Source organism: Pseudomonas oryzihabitans (assembly GCF_014522265.1).
Taxonomy (GTDB): Bacteria; Pseudomonadota; Gammaproteobacteria; order Pseudomonadales; family Pseudomonadaceae; genus Chryseomonas; species Chryseomonas aestiva.
The window spans coordinates 2,285,886-2,300,153 of record NZ_CP017024.1 but is presented as its reverse complement, the minus strand read 5'-3'; the positions used below and the strand labels follow the sequence as shown (position 1 = coordinate 2,300,153).

General features: G+C 66.1%; 15 protein-coding genes. 9 read left to right on the top strand and 6 right to left on the bottom strand.

Annotation, left to right across the window (positions count from 1 at the left end):
- Nucleotides 1–9 precede the first annotated feature (9 nt).
- Complete coding sequence (locus tag BGI51_RS10595; RefSeq protein ID WP_133863251.1) at nt 10–597, top strand: NUDIX domain-containing protein; 588 nt, start codon at nt 10–12, stop codon at nt 595–597.
- 3 nt (nt 598–600) lie between these two features.
- A complete protein-coding gene (locus tag BGI51_RS10590; protein ID WP_187981092.1) occupies nt 601–1,473 on the top strand; it encodes an oxygenase MpaB family protein in 873 nt (290 codons plus the stop codon).
- 261 nt (nt 1,474–1,734) lie between these two features.
- On the opposite strand, the gene dbpA is transcribed toward BGI51_RS10590, so the two are convergent.
- A complete protein-coding gene (gene dbpA, locus BGI51_RS10585; RefSeq protein ID WP_187981091.1) occupies nt 1,735–3,108 on the bottom strand; it encodes an ATP-dependent RNA helicase DbpA in 1,374 nt (457 codons plus the stop codon).
- 127 nt (nt 3,109–3,235) lie between these two features.
- Between dbpA and BGI51_RS10580 the strand changes: the two genes are divergently transcribed.
- Nucleotides 3,236–3,868, top strand: coding sequence for a glutathione S-transferase family protein (locus tag BGI51_RS10580; RefSeq protein ID WP_187981090.1), 633 nt, complete (start codon nt 3,236–3,238; stop codon nt 3,866–3,868).
- A gap of 8 nt (nt 3,869–3,876) precedes the next feature.
- On the opposite strand, the gene BGI51_RS10575 is transcribed toward BGI51_RS10580, so the two are convergent.
- Nucleotides 3,877–4,977, bottom strand: coding sequence for a catalase family protein (locus BGI51_RS10575; protein WP_187981089.1), 1,101 nt, complete (start codon nt 4,975–4,977; stop codon nt 3,877–3,879).
- A 177-nt stretch (nt 4,978–5,154) separates the two neighbouring features.
- Between BGI51_RS10575 and BGI51_RS10570 the strand changes: the two genes are divergently transcribed.
- The gene (locus tag BGI51_RS10570; protein WP_007161029.1) at nt 5,155–5,298 is read left to right on the top strand and encodes a hypothetical protein; all 144 of its coding nucleotides are present in this window, start codon (nt 5,155–5,157) and stop codon (nt 5,296–5,298) included.
- A 121-nt stretch (nt 5,299–5,419) separates the two neighbouring features.
- Nucleotides 5,420–6,259 (top strand): DUF6502 family protein, encoded by an 840-nt coding sequence (locus tag BGI51_RS10565; protein ID WP_133863247.1) that lies wholly within the window; start codon nt 5,420–5,422, stop codon nt 6,257–6,259.
- Here BGI51_RS10565 and BGI51_RS10560 read toward each other — a convergent pair.
- A complete protein-coding gene (locus tag BGI51_RS10560) occupies nt 6,256–6,702 on the bottom strand; it encodes a type IV pilin protein (protein ID WP_187981088.1) in 447 nt (148 codons plus the stop codon). The genes BGI51_RS10565 and BGI51_RS10560 overlap by 4 nt on opposite strands.
- Nucleotides 6,703–7,600: 898 nt before the next feature.
- Here BGI51_RS10560 and BGI51_RS10555 point away from each other — a divergent pair.
- Nucleotides 7,601–8,284, top strand: a complete 684-nt coding sequence (locus BGI51_RS10555; protein WP_187981087.1) for a class I SAM-dependent methyltransferase — start codon at nt 7,601–7,603, stop codon at nt 8,282–8,284.
- Between the two features lie 19 nt (nt 8,285–8,303).
- On the opposite strand, the gene BGI51_RS10550 is transcribed toward BGI51_RS10555, so the two are convergent.
- Nucleotides 8,304–9,284 carry a DUF6515 family protein gene (locus tag BGI51_RS10550; RefSeq protein WP_187981086.1) on the bottom strand — a complete coding sequence of 327 codons (981 nt, stop codon included), beginning with the start codon at nt 9,282–9,284 and terminating at the stop codon, nt 8,304–8,306.
- Between the two features lie 290 nt (nt 9,285–9,574).
- On the opposite strand from BGI51_RS10550, the gene proP reads away from it, so the two are divergent.
- Both proP and BGI51_RS10540 read left to right on the top strand, forming a co-directional pair.
- A complete protein-coding gene (gene proP, locus BGI51_RS10545; protein WP_133863240.1) occupies nt 9,575–11,026 on the top strand; it encodes a glycine betaine/L-proline transporter ProP in 1,452 nt (483 codons plus the stop codon).
- A 490-nt stretch (nt 11,027–11,516) separates the two neighbouring features.
- Nucleotides 11,517–11,996, top strand: a complete 480-nt coding sequence (locus BGI51_RS10540; RefSeq protein ID WP_064309082.1) for an Lrp/AsnC family transcriptional regulator — start codon at nt 11,517–11,519, stop codon at nt 11,994–11,996.
- Here BGI51_RS10540 and BGI51_RS10535 read toward each other — a convergent pair.
- Together BGI51_RS10535 and BGI51_RS10530 are read right to left on the bottom strand one after the other, a co-directional pair.
- Nucleotides 11,970–12,821, bottom strand: a complete 852-nt coding sequence (locus BGI51_RS10535; protein ID WP_187981085.1) for a Brp/Blh family beta-carotene 15,15'-dioxygenase — start codon at nt 12,819–12,821, stop codon at nt 11,970–11,972. The genes BGI51_RS10540 and BGI51_RS10535 overlap by 27 nt on opposite strands.
- 2 nt (nt 12,822–12,823) lie before the next feature.
- Nucleotides 12,824–13,516, bottom strand: a complete 693-nt coding sequence (locus BGI51_RS10530) for a bacteriorhodopsin (RefSeq protein WP_187981084.1) — start codon at nt 13,514–13,516, stop codon at nt 12,824–12,826.
- A gap of 215 nt (nt 13,517–13,731) precedes the next feature.
- Here BGI51_RS10530 and BGI51_RS10525 point away from each other — a divergent pair, with 215 nt between their 5' ends.
- Nucleotides 13,732–14,124, top strand: coding sequence for a globin domain-containing protein (locus BGI51_RS10525; protein ID WP_187981083.1), 393 nt, complete (start codon nt 13,732–13,734; stop codon nt 14,122–14,124).
- Nucleotides 14,125–14,268: the final 144 nt, after the last annotated feature.

The window sequence follows — 14,268 nt, the reverse complement described above, 5'->3', positions numbered from 1 at the left end:
CGAGCCCCCATGCCCGATACCCCGCGCGTTCGCATCCAGCAGGTCGAGACCCTTTCCGCCGACTGGGGCCTGCTGAAAAAGACCACCTTCGACTACCTGCGCCGCGACGGCAGCTGGCAACGCCAGACCCGCGAGACCTACGACCGCGGCAATGGCGCCACCATCTTGCTGTATGACCGCGAACGGCGCACCGTGCTGCTGATCCGCCAGTTCCGCCTGCCGACCCTGGGCAACGGCCTGGCCGATGGCCTGCTGGTGGAGACCCCCGCCGGCCTGCTCGATGCGGCCGCCCCGGAAGAGCGCATCAAGGCCGAAGTCGAGGAAGAGACCGGCTATCGCCTGGACAACGTCCAGCACCTGTTCGACGCCTTCATGAGTCCCGGCTCGGTGACCGAGTTGCTGCACTTCTTTGCTGCTGAATACCGCGCCGACCAGCGCATCGCCGACGGCGGTGGCCTGCACGAGGAAGGCGAGGACATAGAGCTGCTGGAATTGCCCTTCGACGAGGCCCTGGCCATGGCCCGTGACGGTCGGCTGCTGGATGGCAAGACCATCATGCTGCTGCAGTACGCCGCCCTCTACCTGCTGTCGCGCTAGCCCATGGAACTGATCCGCAACCGTATCGAGCGGCAGGTGATGAGCCTCACCGGACTGTCCCTGGGCGAAGTCGACTACGAGCAGCCGCCGGGCGATCCGGGGCTGTTCGGGCCTGACAGCATCCCCTGGCGGGTACACAGCGACTTCACCTGCATGCTGATCGGCGGCGTCGCCGCCCTGCTCATGCAGACCCTGCACCCGCTGGCCCTGGCCGGGGTCTGGGACCATTCGAAGTTTCGCGAAGACATGCTCGGCCGCCTGCGCCGCACCGGCCAGTTCATCGCCGCCACCACCTTCGGCAGCCGCGGCGATGCCGAGCGGCTGATCGCCCGGGTCCAGGCCATCCACCGGCATATCCGCGGCCGGGCCGCCGACGGTCGCCCCTACAGCGCCGAAGACCCGGTGCTGCTGACCTGGGTCCATGTGGCCGAGGTCAGCCATTTCCTCGCGGCCTATCTGCGCTATTTCGATCCTCAGCTGCCGGGTGCCGAACAGGATCGCTACTACGCCGAGATCGCCCTGGTCGCCGAACGCCTGGGCGCGACCGACGTGCCCCGCTCGCGAGCGGAGATCGCCGCCTACTACCAGGCAATACGCCCCCAACTGGTCTGCGACGAACGCAGCCGCGAGGTCTGCCGGGTGCTGCTGCAGGCGCCCGCGCCCAGCGCTCTGGCCAAGCCCTTCGGCGCCCTGATGATGCAGGCCGGCATCGACCTGCTGCCCGACTGGGCCAGCGCGGAACTGGGTTTCCACCAGGGCCCGTTGCAAAAACGGCTGATTCGTACCGGTATCGGCGCCACCGCCCCGGTGCTGCGCTGGGCCGTCCGCAACGGCTCTTCCCATCGCGCCAGGCGGCGGATGGGGATCGAGGGCTGAGGCAGGTTGAATTGAGACGGCTTCATCGTCGAAGCCCAAGAGCCCGAGTTACGTCAAGGCATTCGGACGACCCCCTCTCCCCCAGGGAGAGGGTTGGGGTGAGGGCGCGCCTCACGACGAAGTCCCAGTGGAAAAGGCTGCGCCGTTTTCCACGCTACGGCTACACCTCAGGCCGCACCGTAGGTTGGGCTGAGACGGCTCCACCGTCGAAGCCCAACAGCTGGGATTCGACGTAGCAACAGAGGGTATCCGCCCCTGGCCCTACAGCATCCGCACCTTGATCGACCGGCCCTTGATCTTGCCTTCGCTCAGCCGCTGCAGCGCCTGGCGGGCAATATCGCGCTCCACGGCGACGAAGGCCTGGTTGTCGAACAGGGTGATCTTGCCGATCTTGGCGCCGGGCAGGCCGGCGTCGCCGGTCAGGGCGCCAAGAATGTCGCCGGGGCGCAGCTTGTCCTTCTTGCCCGCCGCCAGGGCCAGGGTGTGCATGGTCGGCACCAGCGGCTCCGGGGTATCGCGCAGGGCGCCGAGGGACTGCCAATCCAGCGGCGAGCCCTGCTGAGCCTCGATGGCCTGGGCGCGGCTGGCCTCGGCCGGTGCCACCAGCGACAGCGCCAGGCCCTGCTCGCCCGCCCGCCCGCTGCGGCCGATGCGATGCACGTGCACCGCCGGATCGCGGGACAGCTCCACGTTGATCACGGCCTCCAGGCCGGCGACGTCGATGCCGCGGGCCGCCACGTCGGTGGCCACCAGCACGCAGAGACTGCGGTTGGCGAACATCGCCAGCACCTGATCGCGCTCGCGCTGCTCCAGATCGCCATGCAGGGCAGCCGCGGAGATGCGCTGGGCATGCAGCGCCTCGACCACCTCCTGGCACTGCTGACGGGTCTGGCAGAAGGCCACGGCACTGGCCGGGCGATGGTGCCGGAGCAGGCGCACCACGGCGGCGAGGCGGTCCGGGGCGGCGATCTCGTAGAAGCGCTGACGGATCTGGGTGTCGCTGTGCTGACTCTCGACGCTGATGCGCAGCGGCGCACGCAGATAGTCCTGGGCCAGACGCTCGATGCCTTCCGGATAGGTCGCCGAGAACAGCAGCGTCTGCCGCCGTGCCGGGGTCTGGCTGAGGATGTCGGCGATGGCCTCGATGAAGCCCATATCGAGCATGCGATCGGCTTCGTCGAGCACCGCGACATTGAGGCCGTCCAGCACCAGGGTGCCCTTGCGCAGGTGCTCCTGCACCCGACCCGGGGTGCCGACGATCACCTGGGCGCCATGCTCCAGGGAGGCGATCTGCGGCCCCAGCGGCATGCCGCCGCAGAGGGTCAGGATCTTCAGGTTGGGCGTAGTGCGCGCCAGGCGGCGCAGTTCGCGGGCCACCTGATCCGCCAGTTCGCGGGTCGGACAGAGCACCAGGGCCTGACAGCCGAAATAGCGCGGATTGAGTCCCGTCAGCAAGCCGATGCCAAAGGCCGCCGTCTTGCCCGAACCGGTCTTGGCCTGGGCGATGAGGTCCTGGCCCTTGAGGATGATGGGCAGGCTGGCCGCCTGGATGGGCGTCATGCTCAGGTAGCCGAGCTCGGCCAGATTGGCCTGCATGGCCTCGGCCAGTGGCAGGGAAGCGAAGGATGAGGGCACGGGAGTCCTGTGAAACGGCTGGTAAAGGTTTACCAGTTTAGCAGAAGGGTACCCAGGCTCCTGTGAATGGACGCTGGATGAGGGGCTACCTATGCTAAGGGGTACGACAACTCAAGGAAGCTTCACCATGTTCGACCGGCCTGTGCTCTATACCCACCCCATGTCGCGCGGACGCATCGTGCGCTGGCTGCTGGAGGAGCTCGGACAACCCTACGAGGTGCAGCGGGTCGACTACGGGCCGGCGATGAAATCCCCGGCCTATCGCGCCATCAATCCCATGGGCAAGGTACCGGCGCTGCGCCATGGCGCCGCCGTGGTGACCGAGACCGCCGCCATCTGCGCCTATCTCGCCGACGCCTTTCCCGCCGCGGGGCTCGCGCCGCCACTGAGCGATCCGGCGCGCGGTGCCTACTACCGCTGGCTGTTCTTTGCCGCCGGTCCGCTGGAGGCCGCCACCACCAACCAGGCGCTGGGCGTCGTCCTGCCCGAGGACCCGCAAAAGCGCGGCGCGGTGGGCTATGGCAGTCTCGACGAGGTGCTCGACACCCTCGACGCCGCCCTGGCCCCGGGCGAGTACCTGGTGGATGATCGCTTCACCGCCGCCGACGTCTATGTCGGCGCTCATCTCGCCTGGGGCATGGCCTTTGGCACCGTCGAGAAACGTCCGCACTTCGAGCGCTATGTCGCCGGGCTGGTAAGCCGCCCGGCCGCGGTACGCGCCCGCGAACTCGACGACGCCGAGCTCGCCACGCTCAACTAGTACCGCGGCTACAGCTCCACCGGTCCACGCGGATGGTGCAACGGGCAGCCGTTACGCTCGCTGCGGAACTGCGACGACATCTCGTAGGCCGGCTGCCGCGACCTCATGATGCCGCCCAGCGGGCGATGCGCGGCCAGACCGTGCCAGGGGCTGAACACCATGCCGTCGTCCACCTCGCGCGAGCGCGCCTCGTTCCAGGCCGGTTGCGGCTGGACCTCCAGGCGCGCCACGGTCACATAGGGACTGAGATCTTCCGGCCACACCACCGAGGCATCCTCGATGGGCGTCTGCTCGATATCGACGCCCAGCTGCACGCGGATCTCCCAGACGCCGCCGTGCCGGGCGAAATGGGCATTGACCGCCTCGCGCAGGCCGTCGGGCTTGCCGTTGACCTCGACCGGGGCATCGGTCAGGGCGGTCAGCTCGGGCGCCACCGGGACCACACTGAGCTTGGCGAAATAGGGACCATAGAGAAAGGGCACCATGGTGTAGAAGGTTTCGCCGAGCGGATGGGTCTCCGGGTGGCCACCCAGGCTCTTCAGCGTCGGACTCTCGCCGCCAAGGGCTTCCACCACCTTCTCGGTACCCCGCAACACTGCCGAGGCGACCTTCTTCAGGCCCTCGCCGCGGTCAGTGGTCTTGGCCAGCAGCTTGAGCGTCTTGAGAAAGGTCTTGGGATCCGGCGCGGTAAAGGCCGGGGCATTCTGCATGACGAAATCCTGGGTCACCTGCCCTTCGCTGCCAGGCAGGCGCTCGCCCGGCACGTCGATCAGCTTGAGCGCGAGGCCCCGCGGGGTGGAGACGCTGTCGGCCAGGATATCGCCCGGATTGGTCGAGAATCTGAGCACCGCGGCATAGCTGCCCGGCACGGCGAAGGCGCCCTGGGCATAGGCCGGCGGCAGGCCGCCCAATACCGTCACCTGGCCGGTGAGCAGACCATGACTCTTGGCATGCACGCTGCGGATGGCATGGCCACCATTGGCGTAGGTGGTCTCGGTGATGTCTCTCATGGCCACCACCATTTCGCGAATGGTGGCGGCTTCATCATCCGGCACCTGTTCGAAGGCGGGCTGGAACGGCAACGGATGGACAGCGGTAGGCGTGGTCATCACGGGAATCCTCGGGTGCCGTCATTCGGAGGAGACGGTCAGCCAATGGACCGCTATCGCGCTAACGACGTTCGGCCCCTGGCCATCTGGCCGACCTGAGGTCGCTGTCGACAGCTGCTCGGGAACGGCCCCGCCCAGAGGGGTTCGATATCTCTACACCCACCCCGGAGAGCCACCATGAGTGACGCCGACCAGAAGACCTACGACAACCCCAGCAACACCCCGCCGCCTGAAGAACTGCCCTATGCGGACATGGAGCCGGAAGAGTTTCCGGACGATCCGGACGTGGCCGGCGCGACCGAATCGGGTACTCCTGGCTAACCGGCGCCCTGACCCGCGGACGACAGCCTGAGCGGCGTCCGCGACACTTTGTGACCGGCTGGTTTGACGGGGGCCCGGGCCCCCGCGAAGATGGGCGGGCGTCTGCCGCGTCGAGTCCCCCATGCTTTCCACCAAGGTACCCTTGCTTCTACGCAGCCTGATCGGTCGGCTGGTGCGTATCGCCATCGCCTCCGGCGTGACCTACCAGACCTTCGATCGCCTGCTGCGCCAGACCTATTTCGAGGTCGCCCAGGATTTCGAACCGCTGCGCGACAAGCCCAATTCCGACAGTCGCATCTCGGTGCTGACCGGCCTGCCGCGCCGCGAGGTCCGCGCTCTGCGCGAAGCCAGCCCGGAACGCACCCCCTGCACGCCCAGCCTGGAATGGCAGGTGCTCAGCGCCTGGACCTCACGGCTGGATCTGCTCGATGCCGAGGGCAATCTGCGCCCCCTCCCCCGCACCCAGCGGCGCGGCGGCGAACAGAGTTTCGACGCCCTGGTCGCCAGCGTCGGCAGCGACGTCCGCGCCCGCACCGTGCTGGATGAATGGCTGCGCAAGGGGTACGCCCGTCTCGACGAGGAAGATCGCGTGGTGCTCACGCCCCGCTCGCTGTTGCGCGGCACCGAGAGTCAGGAAGGCGCGGGGCGGCTGCTGGCCCATTTCACCGGCGACCTGCTGGCCGGCTTCGAGCGCCTCTACCTGCAGGACCGCGCCGCGCCGGACTTCACCTTTCACGTGGTCTACGGCCACAACCTGACCCAGGACTCGACCCTAAGTCTCTATCGCACCGCCTACGACGAATCCATGCACCTGCTCAACCGTCTCAACCGCCTGGTGGTCGAACACGAAGCCCGCGACGCCGGCAAGCCCGACGCCACCCAGCGGGTGACCCTGGGCTTTGGCGGCTATCGTGTGGAACAGGACCGGGATGCCGGCCTGGTACAGGGGCGGGAGGATTAGCGCCAGCAGTCGGTAGGATCACCCCTCGATACCTTTTTGACGCCTTGAGCGTTAAGCATCAGATTGCCACAGGGATCTTTTTCCTGACTGCCCTTCGGCTGCGCGGTCAGCACATAGGGACCATCACTGCTATAGCCAGCACTGCCAGCAGCGCTGGTTGAAATCGTCAACTCGTAGTACCCGCTGCTGGAGAACACCCTATCACTGCCGGCATTGGTCTTTGTATTGACGATATTCAGGTCTTTTACACTGGTCGGATAGGCATTGTTCTGCGCATAGAAGCGCTCCATCCGCGCTGCCGCCTCGTTGAGCAGTGCCTGCCCCTCGCTGCGGTTGGAGCGCAGCACATAGTTCTGATAGCTGGGATAGGCGATGGCCGCCAGGATGCCAACGATCGCCACGACGATCATCAGCTCGATCAGGGTAAAGCCTCGTGCTCGCATCGCTACCTCAGGGATCAGGATTCTGCTTGGAAAAGGTGCGCCAGGTTTGGCGGAAGATATGCCTGATGACCTGTATCAGCGGCGAGGCCGACATTGCTACTGCTCTTCAGGCCAGAGGCGTTGCCCAGCAAGATGTCCGGCCTCACGCTCGATTAGACCACTACCGCACACCAGATTTTCAACCTGCGCAAAGCTCGGCGACCGGCAGCAAAGCCAACGCTCAAGGTGCAGGAAGCAGAGTCTGATCTGCCGTGCCCATAACCTAACGATAGGTAATGGCATTCGAATCGCAAGGATTCTTGTTGGAGAGGCGCCTGCCTTTCGACGAGTCTGATCTTGAGACCTATCAAGGCTAAAGGGCTTCGGTAAGCAGGTATAGGGGATGCAGGGCAGACAAGCCGCATCCAGTCTCTTTGGCGTGCATGTTGATCCCTTTAAGCCTGCAACGTCATCTGCGAAACGCTTCGCTCGTCCGCACCTGCCTTCCCACGACCACGATTACACAACTATTCCGCTGCAGCAGCGCGGAAATCTCATTAACCCAAACCGACAACCAGCTTGATTGAACGAACAAACAATAAAATAATATTTAAATTGAAAGAACGAACAATCAAAAACAATTAAAACTACCAACTTCTCATCCAGGCGAGATAACACCAGCCATAACTAGCCAAACCCCGTTAGATTGTTCTAAAACGGTAACAACCCTATCTGGAGCAGCCGCTACGCCTGGCTTGCAGGCCCTAGACAGCCAAGCGGCAGGCCATCTTTCAATCCGCACGACGAAATAGCGCAACGCCTGTAGCCACCCATAGATCGCACTTATCACCCTCAAACGACGCGCCGAATTCGCTTCGTAACACCGCTGCTTTCATCTACCGACAATGACAAGGCCGCTATGCACGACTCGAAGAAAATCGATTACTCGCTGAATACTGCCGACACCTCAGCTCCACACTCCGCGCTGGACAATGCCGCCATCATTTCCGCCTATCGGCGCTGGGCCAATGTCTATGACCGGGTGTTCGGCGGCGTTTCCGCCCCCGGCCGCAAGCGCGCGGTGGCGGCGGTCAACGCCCTGGCGGGTACCCGGGTACTGGAAGTGGGGGTAGGGACGGGGCTGGCCCTGCCCCACTACAGCGCCGACAAGCGCGTCACCGGCATCGATCTCTCGCCCGACATGCTGGCCAAGGCCCGGGAGCGGGTCGGCCGCGATGCCATCACCACGGTGGACGCCCTGCTCGAAGCCAATGCCGAGGACACCGGCCTGCCCACCGGCTCCTTCGATATCGCCGTGGCCATGTTCGTGGCCTCCGTGGTGCCCAATCCGCGCAAGCTGATGCAGGAGATGCGCCGGGTGGTGAAGCCGGGCGGTCACCTGCTGCTGGTCAATCACTTCCAGGCCGAGAGCGGCCTGCGGCTGCTGGCGGAAAAAGCCCTGGCGCCGGCCTCGCGCAAGCTTGGCTGGCACCCGGACTTCGCCATGGACTCCATCCTCTCCCGCGAAGACCTGCGCCGCGCCAGTCGCAGCAGCGTGCCGCCCTTCGGGCTGTTCACCCTGGTGCAACTGACCAACGACTGAGCGCTACTCCAGGCGACGGCTACTCCACGCGATAACCACGCCCCGCCAGACAGGCCGCCAAGGCCTGGCGGAAGCGCTGGGCAAGATAGGGATCGGCGACCGCGCCGGGGCGTTCGGGATCGAAGCCCGACTCTCCGGCGGCGTAGCGCCGACAGTCGTAGCGATCCGTGGCGTAGCGCTGCGGCGACTGCCCCTGCAAGGGATAGGCGGTGACGTCATAGGCGTCGTAACCCGTTCCTGCCGGCGCTGCCGTCGTGGTCGGCACGGCCGCCACGTTGGGATCGGCGACGGTGACGAAGCCGCCACCCGGATCGGTGCGGTAGTAGCTGCCCGCAGCGAAATAGTAGGTGGTGCCGCCCATCCACAGGGTCTCGGCGAAGGCCGGCAGGACGCTGACGCGCACCCCGGTCGGCGGCAGGGTCACCACATAGCGCGGCCCCTGGGGTCGATACCAGTAGCCGTCGGCATAGTAATACTGGCTGTCCCGGTACCAGACGCGGGTGAAGCCGGCCGGCACGCCCGGCACCTCGAAACCCGGTCGCCACTGGGGATTGGCGCCCCAGCCCGGACGCTGGCCGGCCCAGTGCGGATCCCGCTCCGGACGCGGTGGCGGGGGCGGCGGATAGTTCCGACCCGGCTGGTCGGGCGCCGGCATCATGTAGCCGGGACGCGGCACGGGGACGGGTCGATCCTGCCAGGCCGGCTGATAGCCCGGCCGCGGTGGTGGGGGGTCGTTGCGCTCCCAGCGCTCCAGGGCCGGACCATTGCCGCGCCCGGGACCGTCGCCCCGCCCGGGCGGGCCGCCATTCCAGCCACCCTGACCGCCGCCCTGCCAGCGTCCGGCATTGCCTGGGGGCATGACCGGCGGCGGCTGGGCGCCCGCCGGGGGCGTGACATAGCCGCCGCCGAGGCGATAGTTGTTATCGGCCCAGGCGGGCCCGGCGCTCCACAGGGAAACGCCGGAAAGGACAAGCGCACACAGCACGGCAGGCGATTTCATCGCACGGCTCCACGAGGGGATGACCCAGAGTACCCCAAGGCTTGGACCCTGCCCCAGCCTGGCTGTTAGCCCCGCGCCGATCTGCCATCGAACGGCCACTGCAGGTGCCGAGAGCACGCCGAGAAACCCGGAGCCCGCAAGGACGGAGCGAACGTCCGCGCCTGCAATCATCTCGGGCTTCGGGCATTCCCGGGTCGATCCCTGGGGGTAGCGGGGAAGTTTCTGCCCCTCTGTCATCGCACTTCTAGCGGTCCGCTCGGGTCTATGGCCCCACGCAAGGAGGAAAACACATGTCGAAACACCATCATCACGTTGGCTGGTTCAAACGCCGCCATGAGGTAAAGCCGGACGACCTCACCATCGTCGACAATTCCCTGGTCAAGCGCGCCGTCGGTGCCGCCGCCCTTGGCAATGCCATGGAGTGGTTCGATTTCGGCGTCTATGGCTACCTGGCCGTAACCCTCGGCAAGGTCTTCTTTCCCGACGGCGATGCCGCGGCCCAGTTGATCGCCACTTTCGCCACCTTTACCGTGGCCTTCCTGGTTCGCCCCATCGGCGGCATGGTCTTTGGCCCCCTGGGTGACAAGTACGGTCGCCAGAAGGTGCTGGCCCTGACCATGATCATGATGGCCCTGGGCACCTTCAGCATCGGCCTCATCCCCAGCTATCAGAGCATCGGCATCTGGGCGCCCGCCCTGCTGCTGCTGGCGCGGGTGGTGCAGGGCTTCTCCACCGGGGGGGAATACGGCGGCGCGGCCACCTTCATCGCCGAATACGCCACCGACAAGACCCGCGGACGCATGGGCAGCTGGCTGGAGTTCGGCACCCTCGCCGGCTACATCGCCGGCGCGGGAACGGTGACGGCGCTCACGGCGGCCCTGACGCAGGAGCAGCTGCTCGACTGGGGCTGGCGCGTGCCCTTCTTCATCGCCGGCCCGCTCGGCCTGCTCGGCCTCTACATGCGTCTCAAGCTGGAAGAGACCCCGGCATTCAAGGCTCATACCGAGGCCAACGAGGGCAAGGCGGCGGACGGCCCGGCGCACAGCCTGCGCGAGCTGTTCACCCTGCATCGCGTCGCCCTGCTCAAGTGCATCGGCCTGGTGCTGGTGTTCAACGTCACCGACTACATGCTGCTGACCTACATGCCCAGCTACCTGGCCGTGACCATGGGCTATGCAGAGACCAAGGGCCTGCTGCTGATCCTCATCGTCATGGTGGTGATGATGCCGCTCAACATCCTCGGTGGCTTCTTCAGCGACCGCCTGGGCCGCAAGCCGATGATCATCGGTGCCTGCTTGGCGATCCTGGTGCTGGCGATTCCCTGCCTCAAGCTGATCGGCAGCGGCCACGACTGGCTGATCTTCCTCGGCCTGATGCTCCTGGGCATGGCCCTGGCCTGCTTCACCAGCACCATGCCGTCCACCCTGCCGGCGCTGTTCTACACCCCGATCCGCTACAGCGCCCTGTCCATCGCCTTCAACATCTCGGTGTCGCTGTTTGGCGGGACCACCCCGCTGGTCACCGCCTGGCTGGTGGAAAAGACCGGCGACCCCCTGGTGCCGGCCTACTACATGATGGCCGCGGCGGTGATCGGCATCCTGACCATGCTCACCGTGCGCGAAACCGCCGGCCAGCCCCTGCGCGGCTCGCCGCCCTCGGTGGCCAGCGAAGAGGAGGCCAAGGAATTCCTCGCCAGCGACGCGCCCCTGACCGTGGACAAGCAGCCGCCCGGGCAGGCGTAAGCCCCGATCGCGGCCATGGCGGTCCGCCGACGCGGCCGCTCCTACAGGCATGTAACGCGGTAGGAGCGGCCCATGGCCGCGATGCTCTTCCCACCCAACCTCCCCCAAATGCCCCTCTCCCCCTGGGAGAGGGCCGGGGTGAGGGTAAGCCAAACGCCAAAAACTTCCGCCCAAAAGAAAAGGGGAGACCTTGCGGCCTCCCCTTGAATTCGTTGTCCTCTCGCACCGCTCGTGACGGTGGCTGCGATCGACCAGGAATGGTGACCTGGGCGGGCCCGGGCGTCGCGGACGGGATACCGTCGTTGACGATGCGAAAGGCCCTCCTGGGGCGCCTTCGTTGGACAGCTCTACCGGGCTATCGAAGTTGAGTTCAGCTTACGCCCCTGCTGCCGGCAGCGGGTTGCGTTGTGCAGCTTCTTTCCTGCCTCTTGCGCAATCCATGACCACAAACCTAGGATTGAACGCAATCGGCTAGCGCAAGGCACACAAAATGGACAAACTCGATCGCTTCGATCTGAAAATCTTGGCAGAACTGCAGCGCGATGCGCGTCTCTCCAACCAGGAACTGGCCGAACGCATTGGCCTGTCGCCCTCACCCTGCTCACGCCGGGTCAAGCAACTGGAAGACAGCGGCTACATCACCCGCCAGGTCGCCCTGCTGGATCGCAAGAAACTTGGCCTGTCGCTGACCGCCTTCGTGCTGATCGGCATGGACAGGCACACCCCCGAGCGCTTCGAGAACTTCCAGGCGATCATCGCCCAGTGCCCCGAGGTGCTGGAGTGCTGCCTGGTCACCGGCATGGATGCGGACTATCAGCTCAAGGTCGTCGTACCCGACATGGAGCACTACCAGCAGCTGCTGCTGGGCACCCTGACGCGCATCGAGGGCGTCTCCAGCGTGCGGTCGAGCTTTGTGCTCAACCAGATCCTGGCCAGTACCGAGCTACCGCTCAATCACCTGCGGCCCTGAGCGCGGCGCGGCTTCGACGCCGGCTTCGAGAAAACGCGGCAACACCAGCATGTGCGGCACGGCGAAGGCAGCCAGCACGGCGAATAGCGCGCGGATGCCGGTGCGCTCCTGCAGCAGGAACACCAGGCCACCGGCCAGGGTAAACAGCGCAGCGCCCAGCAGGATCGGCCACGTCAGACGCAGATAGGCCTTGAAGGTGGCCGCCCCCAACAAACGTTGGCGCACCCCGGTCTGGGGCGCGGCGTGCAGCAGGTAGAAGCCCAGGGCGAACCCCACCAGCGGCGGCGCCAGCACCACGGCCAGCAGCGTCACCGCCAACCTGGGGCACCGCTGCTGCCAGGCGGCCAGCAACAGCACCGGCAGCGCCAGCAGCCCACCCAGGGCGAGCACGCGGGCCAGCCAGTCCGCGAGGGCCAGAGAGGCAGCCGGCCCCATGGCCAAAGCCAGCAACCGGGCGACGGCGGCTTCGTGCACCACCGCCGGACCGCCAATGATGAACAGCCCCAGGGCCAGCGAGGTCAGCCGATTGGGAAACAGCTCGTCTTCATGGGCGAAATGCCAGGCCGAGAGCAGCAGGAACAGCAGCAGCGCTGCCGTGCCCGCCAGTTGCCAGCAGAGCAGGCAGGCCAGGGCTGTCGCCAGATAGCAGCCGAGAAAGGCGAGGCGCCGCCCGGGTGCGACCAGGCGCAGATCGCTGGCCCCATGCAGCAGGCCCAGACCCAGGCCTACCGCCAGGGCATAGGCCAGTTGCCCGGCCCCGCTCGCCAGACTGGCGAGCCCGGCGGTCAGCACCAGCGCCAGCCAGCCGCGCCCGCTCACGCTCATCCCTAGACGCCAGGCCGCGCCAGGGCCGCCTTGAGATTGCGCTCCGAGGTGAAGGCATAAACCACCTTGGCCAGCACATCGAGGATCAGGAAGACCCAGACCGTGGCGGCGTCGCTCACCGCCCAGACCCCCTCGGGACCCACGGCGAAGACCACCGGATAGATCAGCCAGAGCACACTGAGAAAGCCGACATTCTTGCGATAGGCCGCGCCGATCGCAGCGTGCTGCCCAGCCAGGGCCGCCAGCGGTTTCCACAGCAGATAGAGCACCCCGACGAAGGCCGCGCAGGACCAGGCGAAGAACACCCACTTGAGGGTGCCGTAGGGCGCCAGGGAGGCGACCAGGCCGGTGACGATCATCACCACGTCCAGGGTGACGATGGAGGCCACGAAGCCGGCCTGGCCTTCCTGCTCGCGTGCGCCCAGATAGGCCGAGCTGACCACCCCGGCCAGCAGCAGCGGCGTGGTGAAGGTCCAGTCCAGGTAGCGAGCCAGATAGGTGATGCTCCCATCGGGCTTGATCAGATTACCGACTCCCAGGTACATGGAAAGATAGGCCGTGGCGGCGATGAAGGGCACTGCGGCATGGACCAGGGTATGGCCGCGCAACGGTCCGCGGTGCGCACCCTTGGCATAGATGGCCAGGGAAGCCAGCGACATGATGACGAAGCCGATTAGCAGGGGAGTCTGACTCATGGGGTTCTCCAGGGGACGTTAGTCGCGCCGCGACGAACCAGACCCTCTGGAGTAGGGGTTTCTCGGCTACCGCTGCGCCTAGGGTAGAGAAGCGGCCCTGTGAATTGGTTCAAAATGTTTCAGGGCGGCAAACTGGCTGTCACCTGATCCGGATCAACACGGCCTGCCCCGCGCCCAGGCAGGCTGCGCCGCTTCATGCCCGCCCAGGAATCCGCATGCTGCCGGCCCAGAACGTGATGCTGAGCTATGGACGCTGCTGCGCCAGCCCCGCCTTCTTCGATGATTTCTACCAGCGCTTCCTGGCCAGCTCGCCCCGGGTCCGGGAGAAATTCGCCCACACCGACATGGCCGCGCAGAAGCTGCTGCTGCGTCACGGCATCATGAATCTGGTACTCGTCGCCCGCGGCATGCCCACCACCAAGCTGCGTCAGCTTGGCGAAAGCCATTGCCGCGCAAGGCTGGACATCGACCCCGAGCTCTACGACCTCTGGGTCGACTGTCTGCTCGCCACCCTGGCTCAACACGATGCTGACTTCTCTCCAGCGTTGCGCCAGGAATGGCAGGGCGTGCTGGAAGCGGGAATCGCGGTGATGCGTAGTTACTACTGAGCCGGCCTGGGGCCTGTTGGGCTTCGCCGCGCTCAGCCCAACACCCCACGGCACCGCACCTCCCCAAACGCCCCCTCTCCCCCAGGGAGAGGGCCGGGGTGAGGGCAAACCAAACTCCGAAGTACCGCTATCCCACCCAAGACA

Excerpts from the sequence above, each read along its gene's own strand:
- BGI51_RS10595 (WP_133863251.1), top strand. The coding sequence starts at position 10 with ATGCCCGATACCCCGCGCGTTCGCATCCAGCAGGTCGAGACCCTTTCC.
- BGI51_RS10590 (WP_187981092.1), top strand. The coding sequence starts at position 601 with ATGGAACTGATCCGCAACCGTATCGAGCGGCAGGTGATGAGCCTCACC.
- BGI51_RS10580 (WP_187981090.1), top strand. The coding sequence starts at position 3,236 with ATGTTCGACCGGCCTGTGCTCTATACCCACCCCATGTCGCGCGGACGC.
- BGI51_RS10575 (WP_187981089.1), bottom strand. The coding sequence starts at position 4,977 with ATGACCACGCCTACCGCTGTCCATCCGTTGCCGTTCCAGCCCGCCTTC.
- BGI51_RS10570 (WP_007161029.1), top strand. The coding sequence starts at position 5,155 with ATGAGTGACGCCGACCAGAAGACCTACGACAACCCCAGCAACACCCCG.
- BGI51_RS10565 (WP_133863247.1), top strand. The coding sequence starts at position 5,420 with ATGCTTTCCACCAAGGTACCCTTGCTTCTACGCAGCCTGATCGGTCGG.
- BGI51_RS10560 (WP_187981088.1), bottom strand. The coding sequence starts at position 6,702 with ATGCGAGCACGAGGCTTTACCCTGATCGAGCTGATGATCGTCGTGGCG.
- BGI51_RS10555 (WP_187981087.1), top strand. The coding sequence starts at position 7,601 with ATGCACGACTCGAAGAAAATCGATTACTCGCTGAATACTGCCGACACC.
- BGI51_RS10550 (WP_187981086.1), bottom strand. The coding sequence starts at position 9,284 with ATGAAATCGCCTGCCGTGCTGTGTGCGCTTGTCCTTTCCGGCGTTTCC.
- proP (WP_133863240.1), top strand. The coding sequence starts at position 9,575 with ATGTCGAAACACCATCATCACGTTGGCTGGTTCAAACGCCGCCATGAG.
- BGI51_RS10540 (WP_064309082.1), top strand. The coding sequence starts at position 11,517 with ATGGACAAACTCGATCGCTTCGATCTGAAAATCTTGGCAGAACTGCAG.
- BGI51_RS10535 (WP_187981085.1), bottom strand. The coding sequence starts at position 12,821 with ATGAGCGTGAGCGGGCGCGGCTGGCTGGCGCTGGTGCTGACCGCCGGG.
- BGI51_RS10530 (WP_187981084.1), bottom strand. The coding sequence starts at position 13,516 with ATGAGTCAGACTCCCCTGCTAATCGGCTTCGTCATCATGTCGCTGGCT.
- BGI51_RS10525 (WP_187981083.1), top strand. The coding sequence starts at position 13,732 with ATGCTGCCGGCCCAGAACGTGATGCTGAGCTATGGACGCTGCTGCGCC.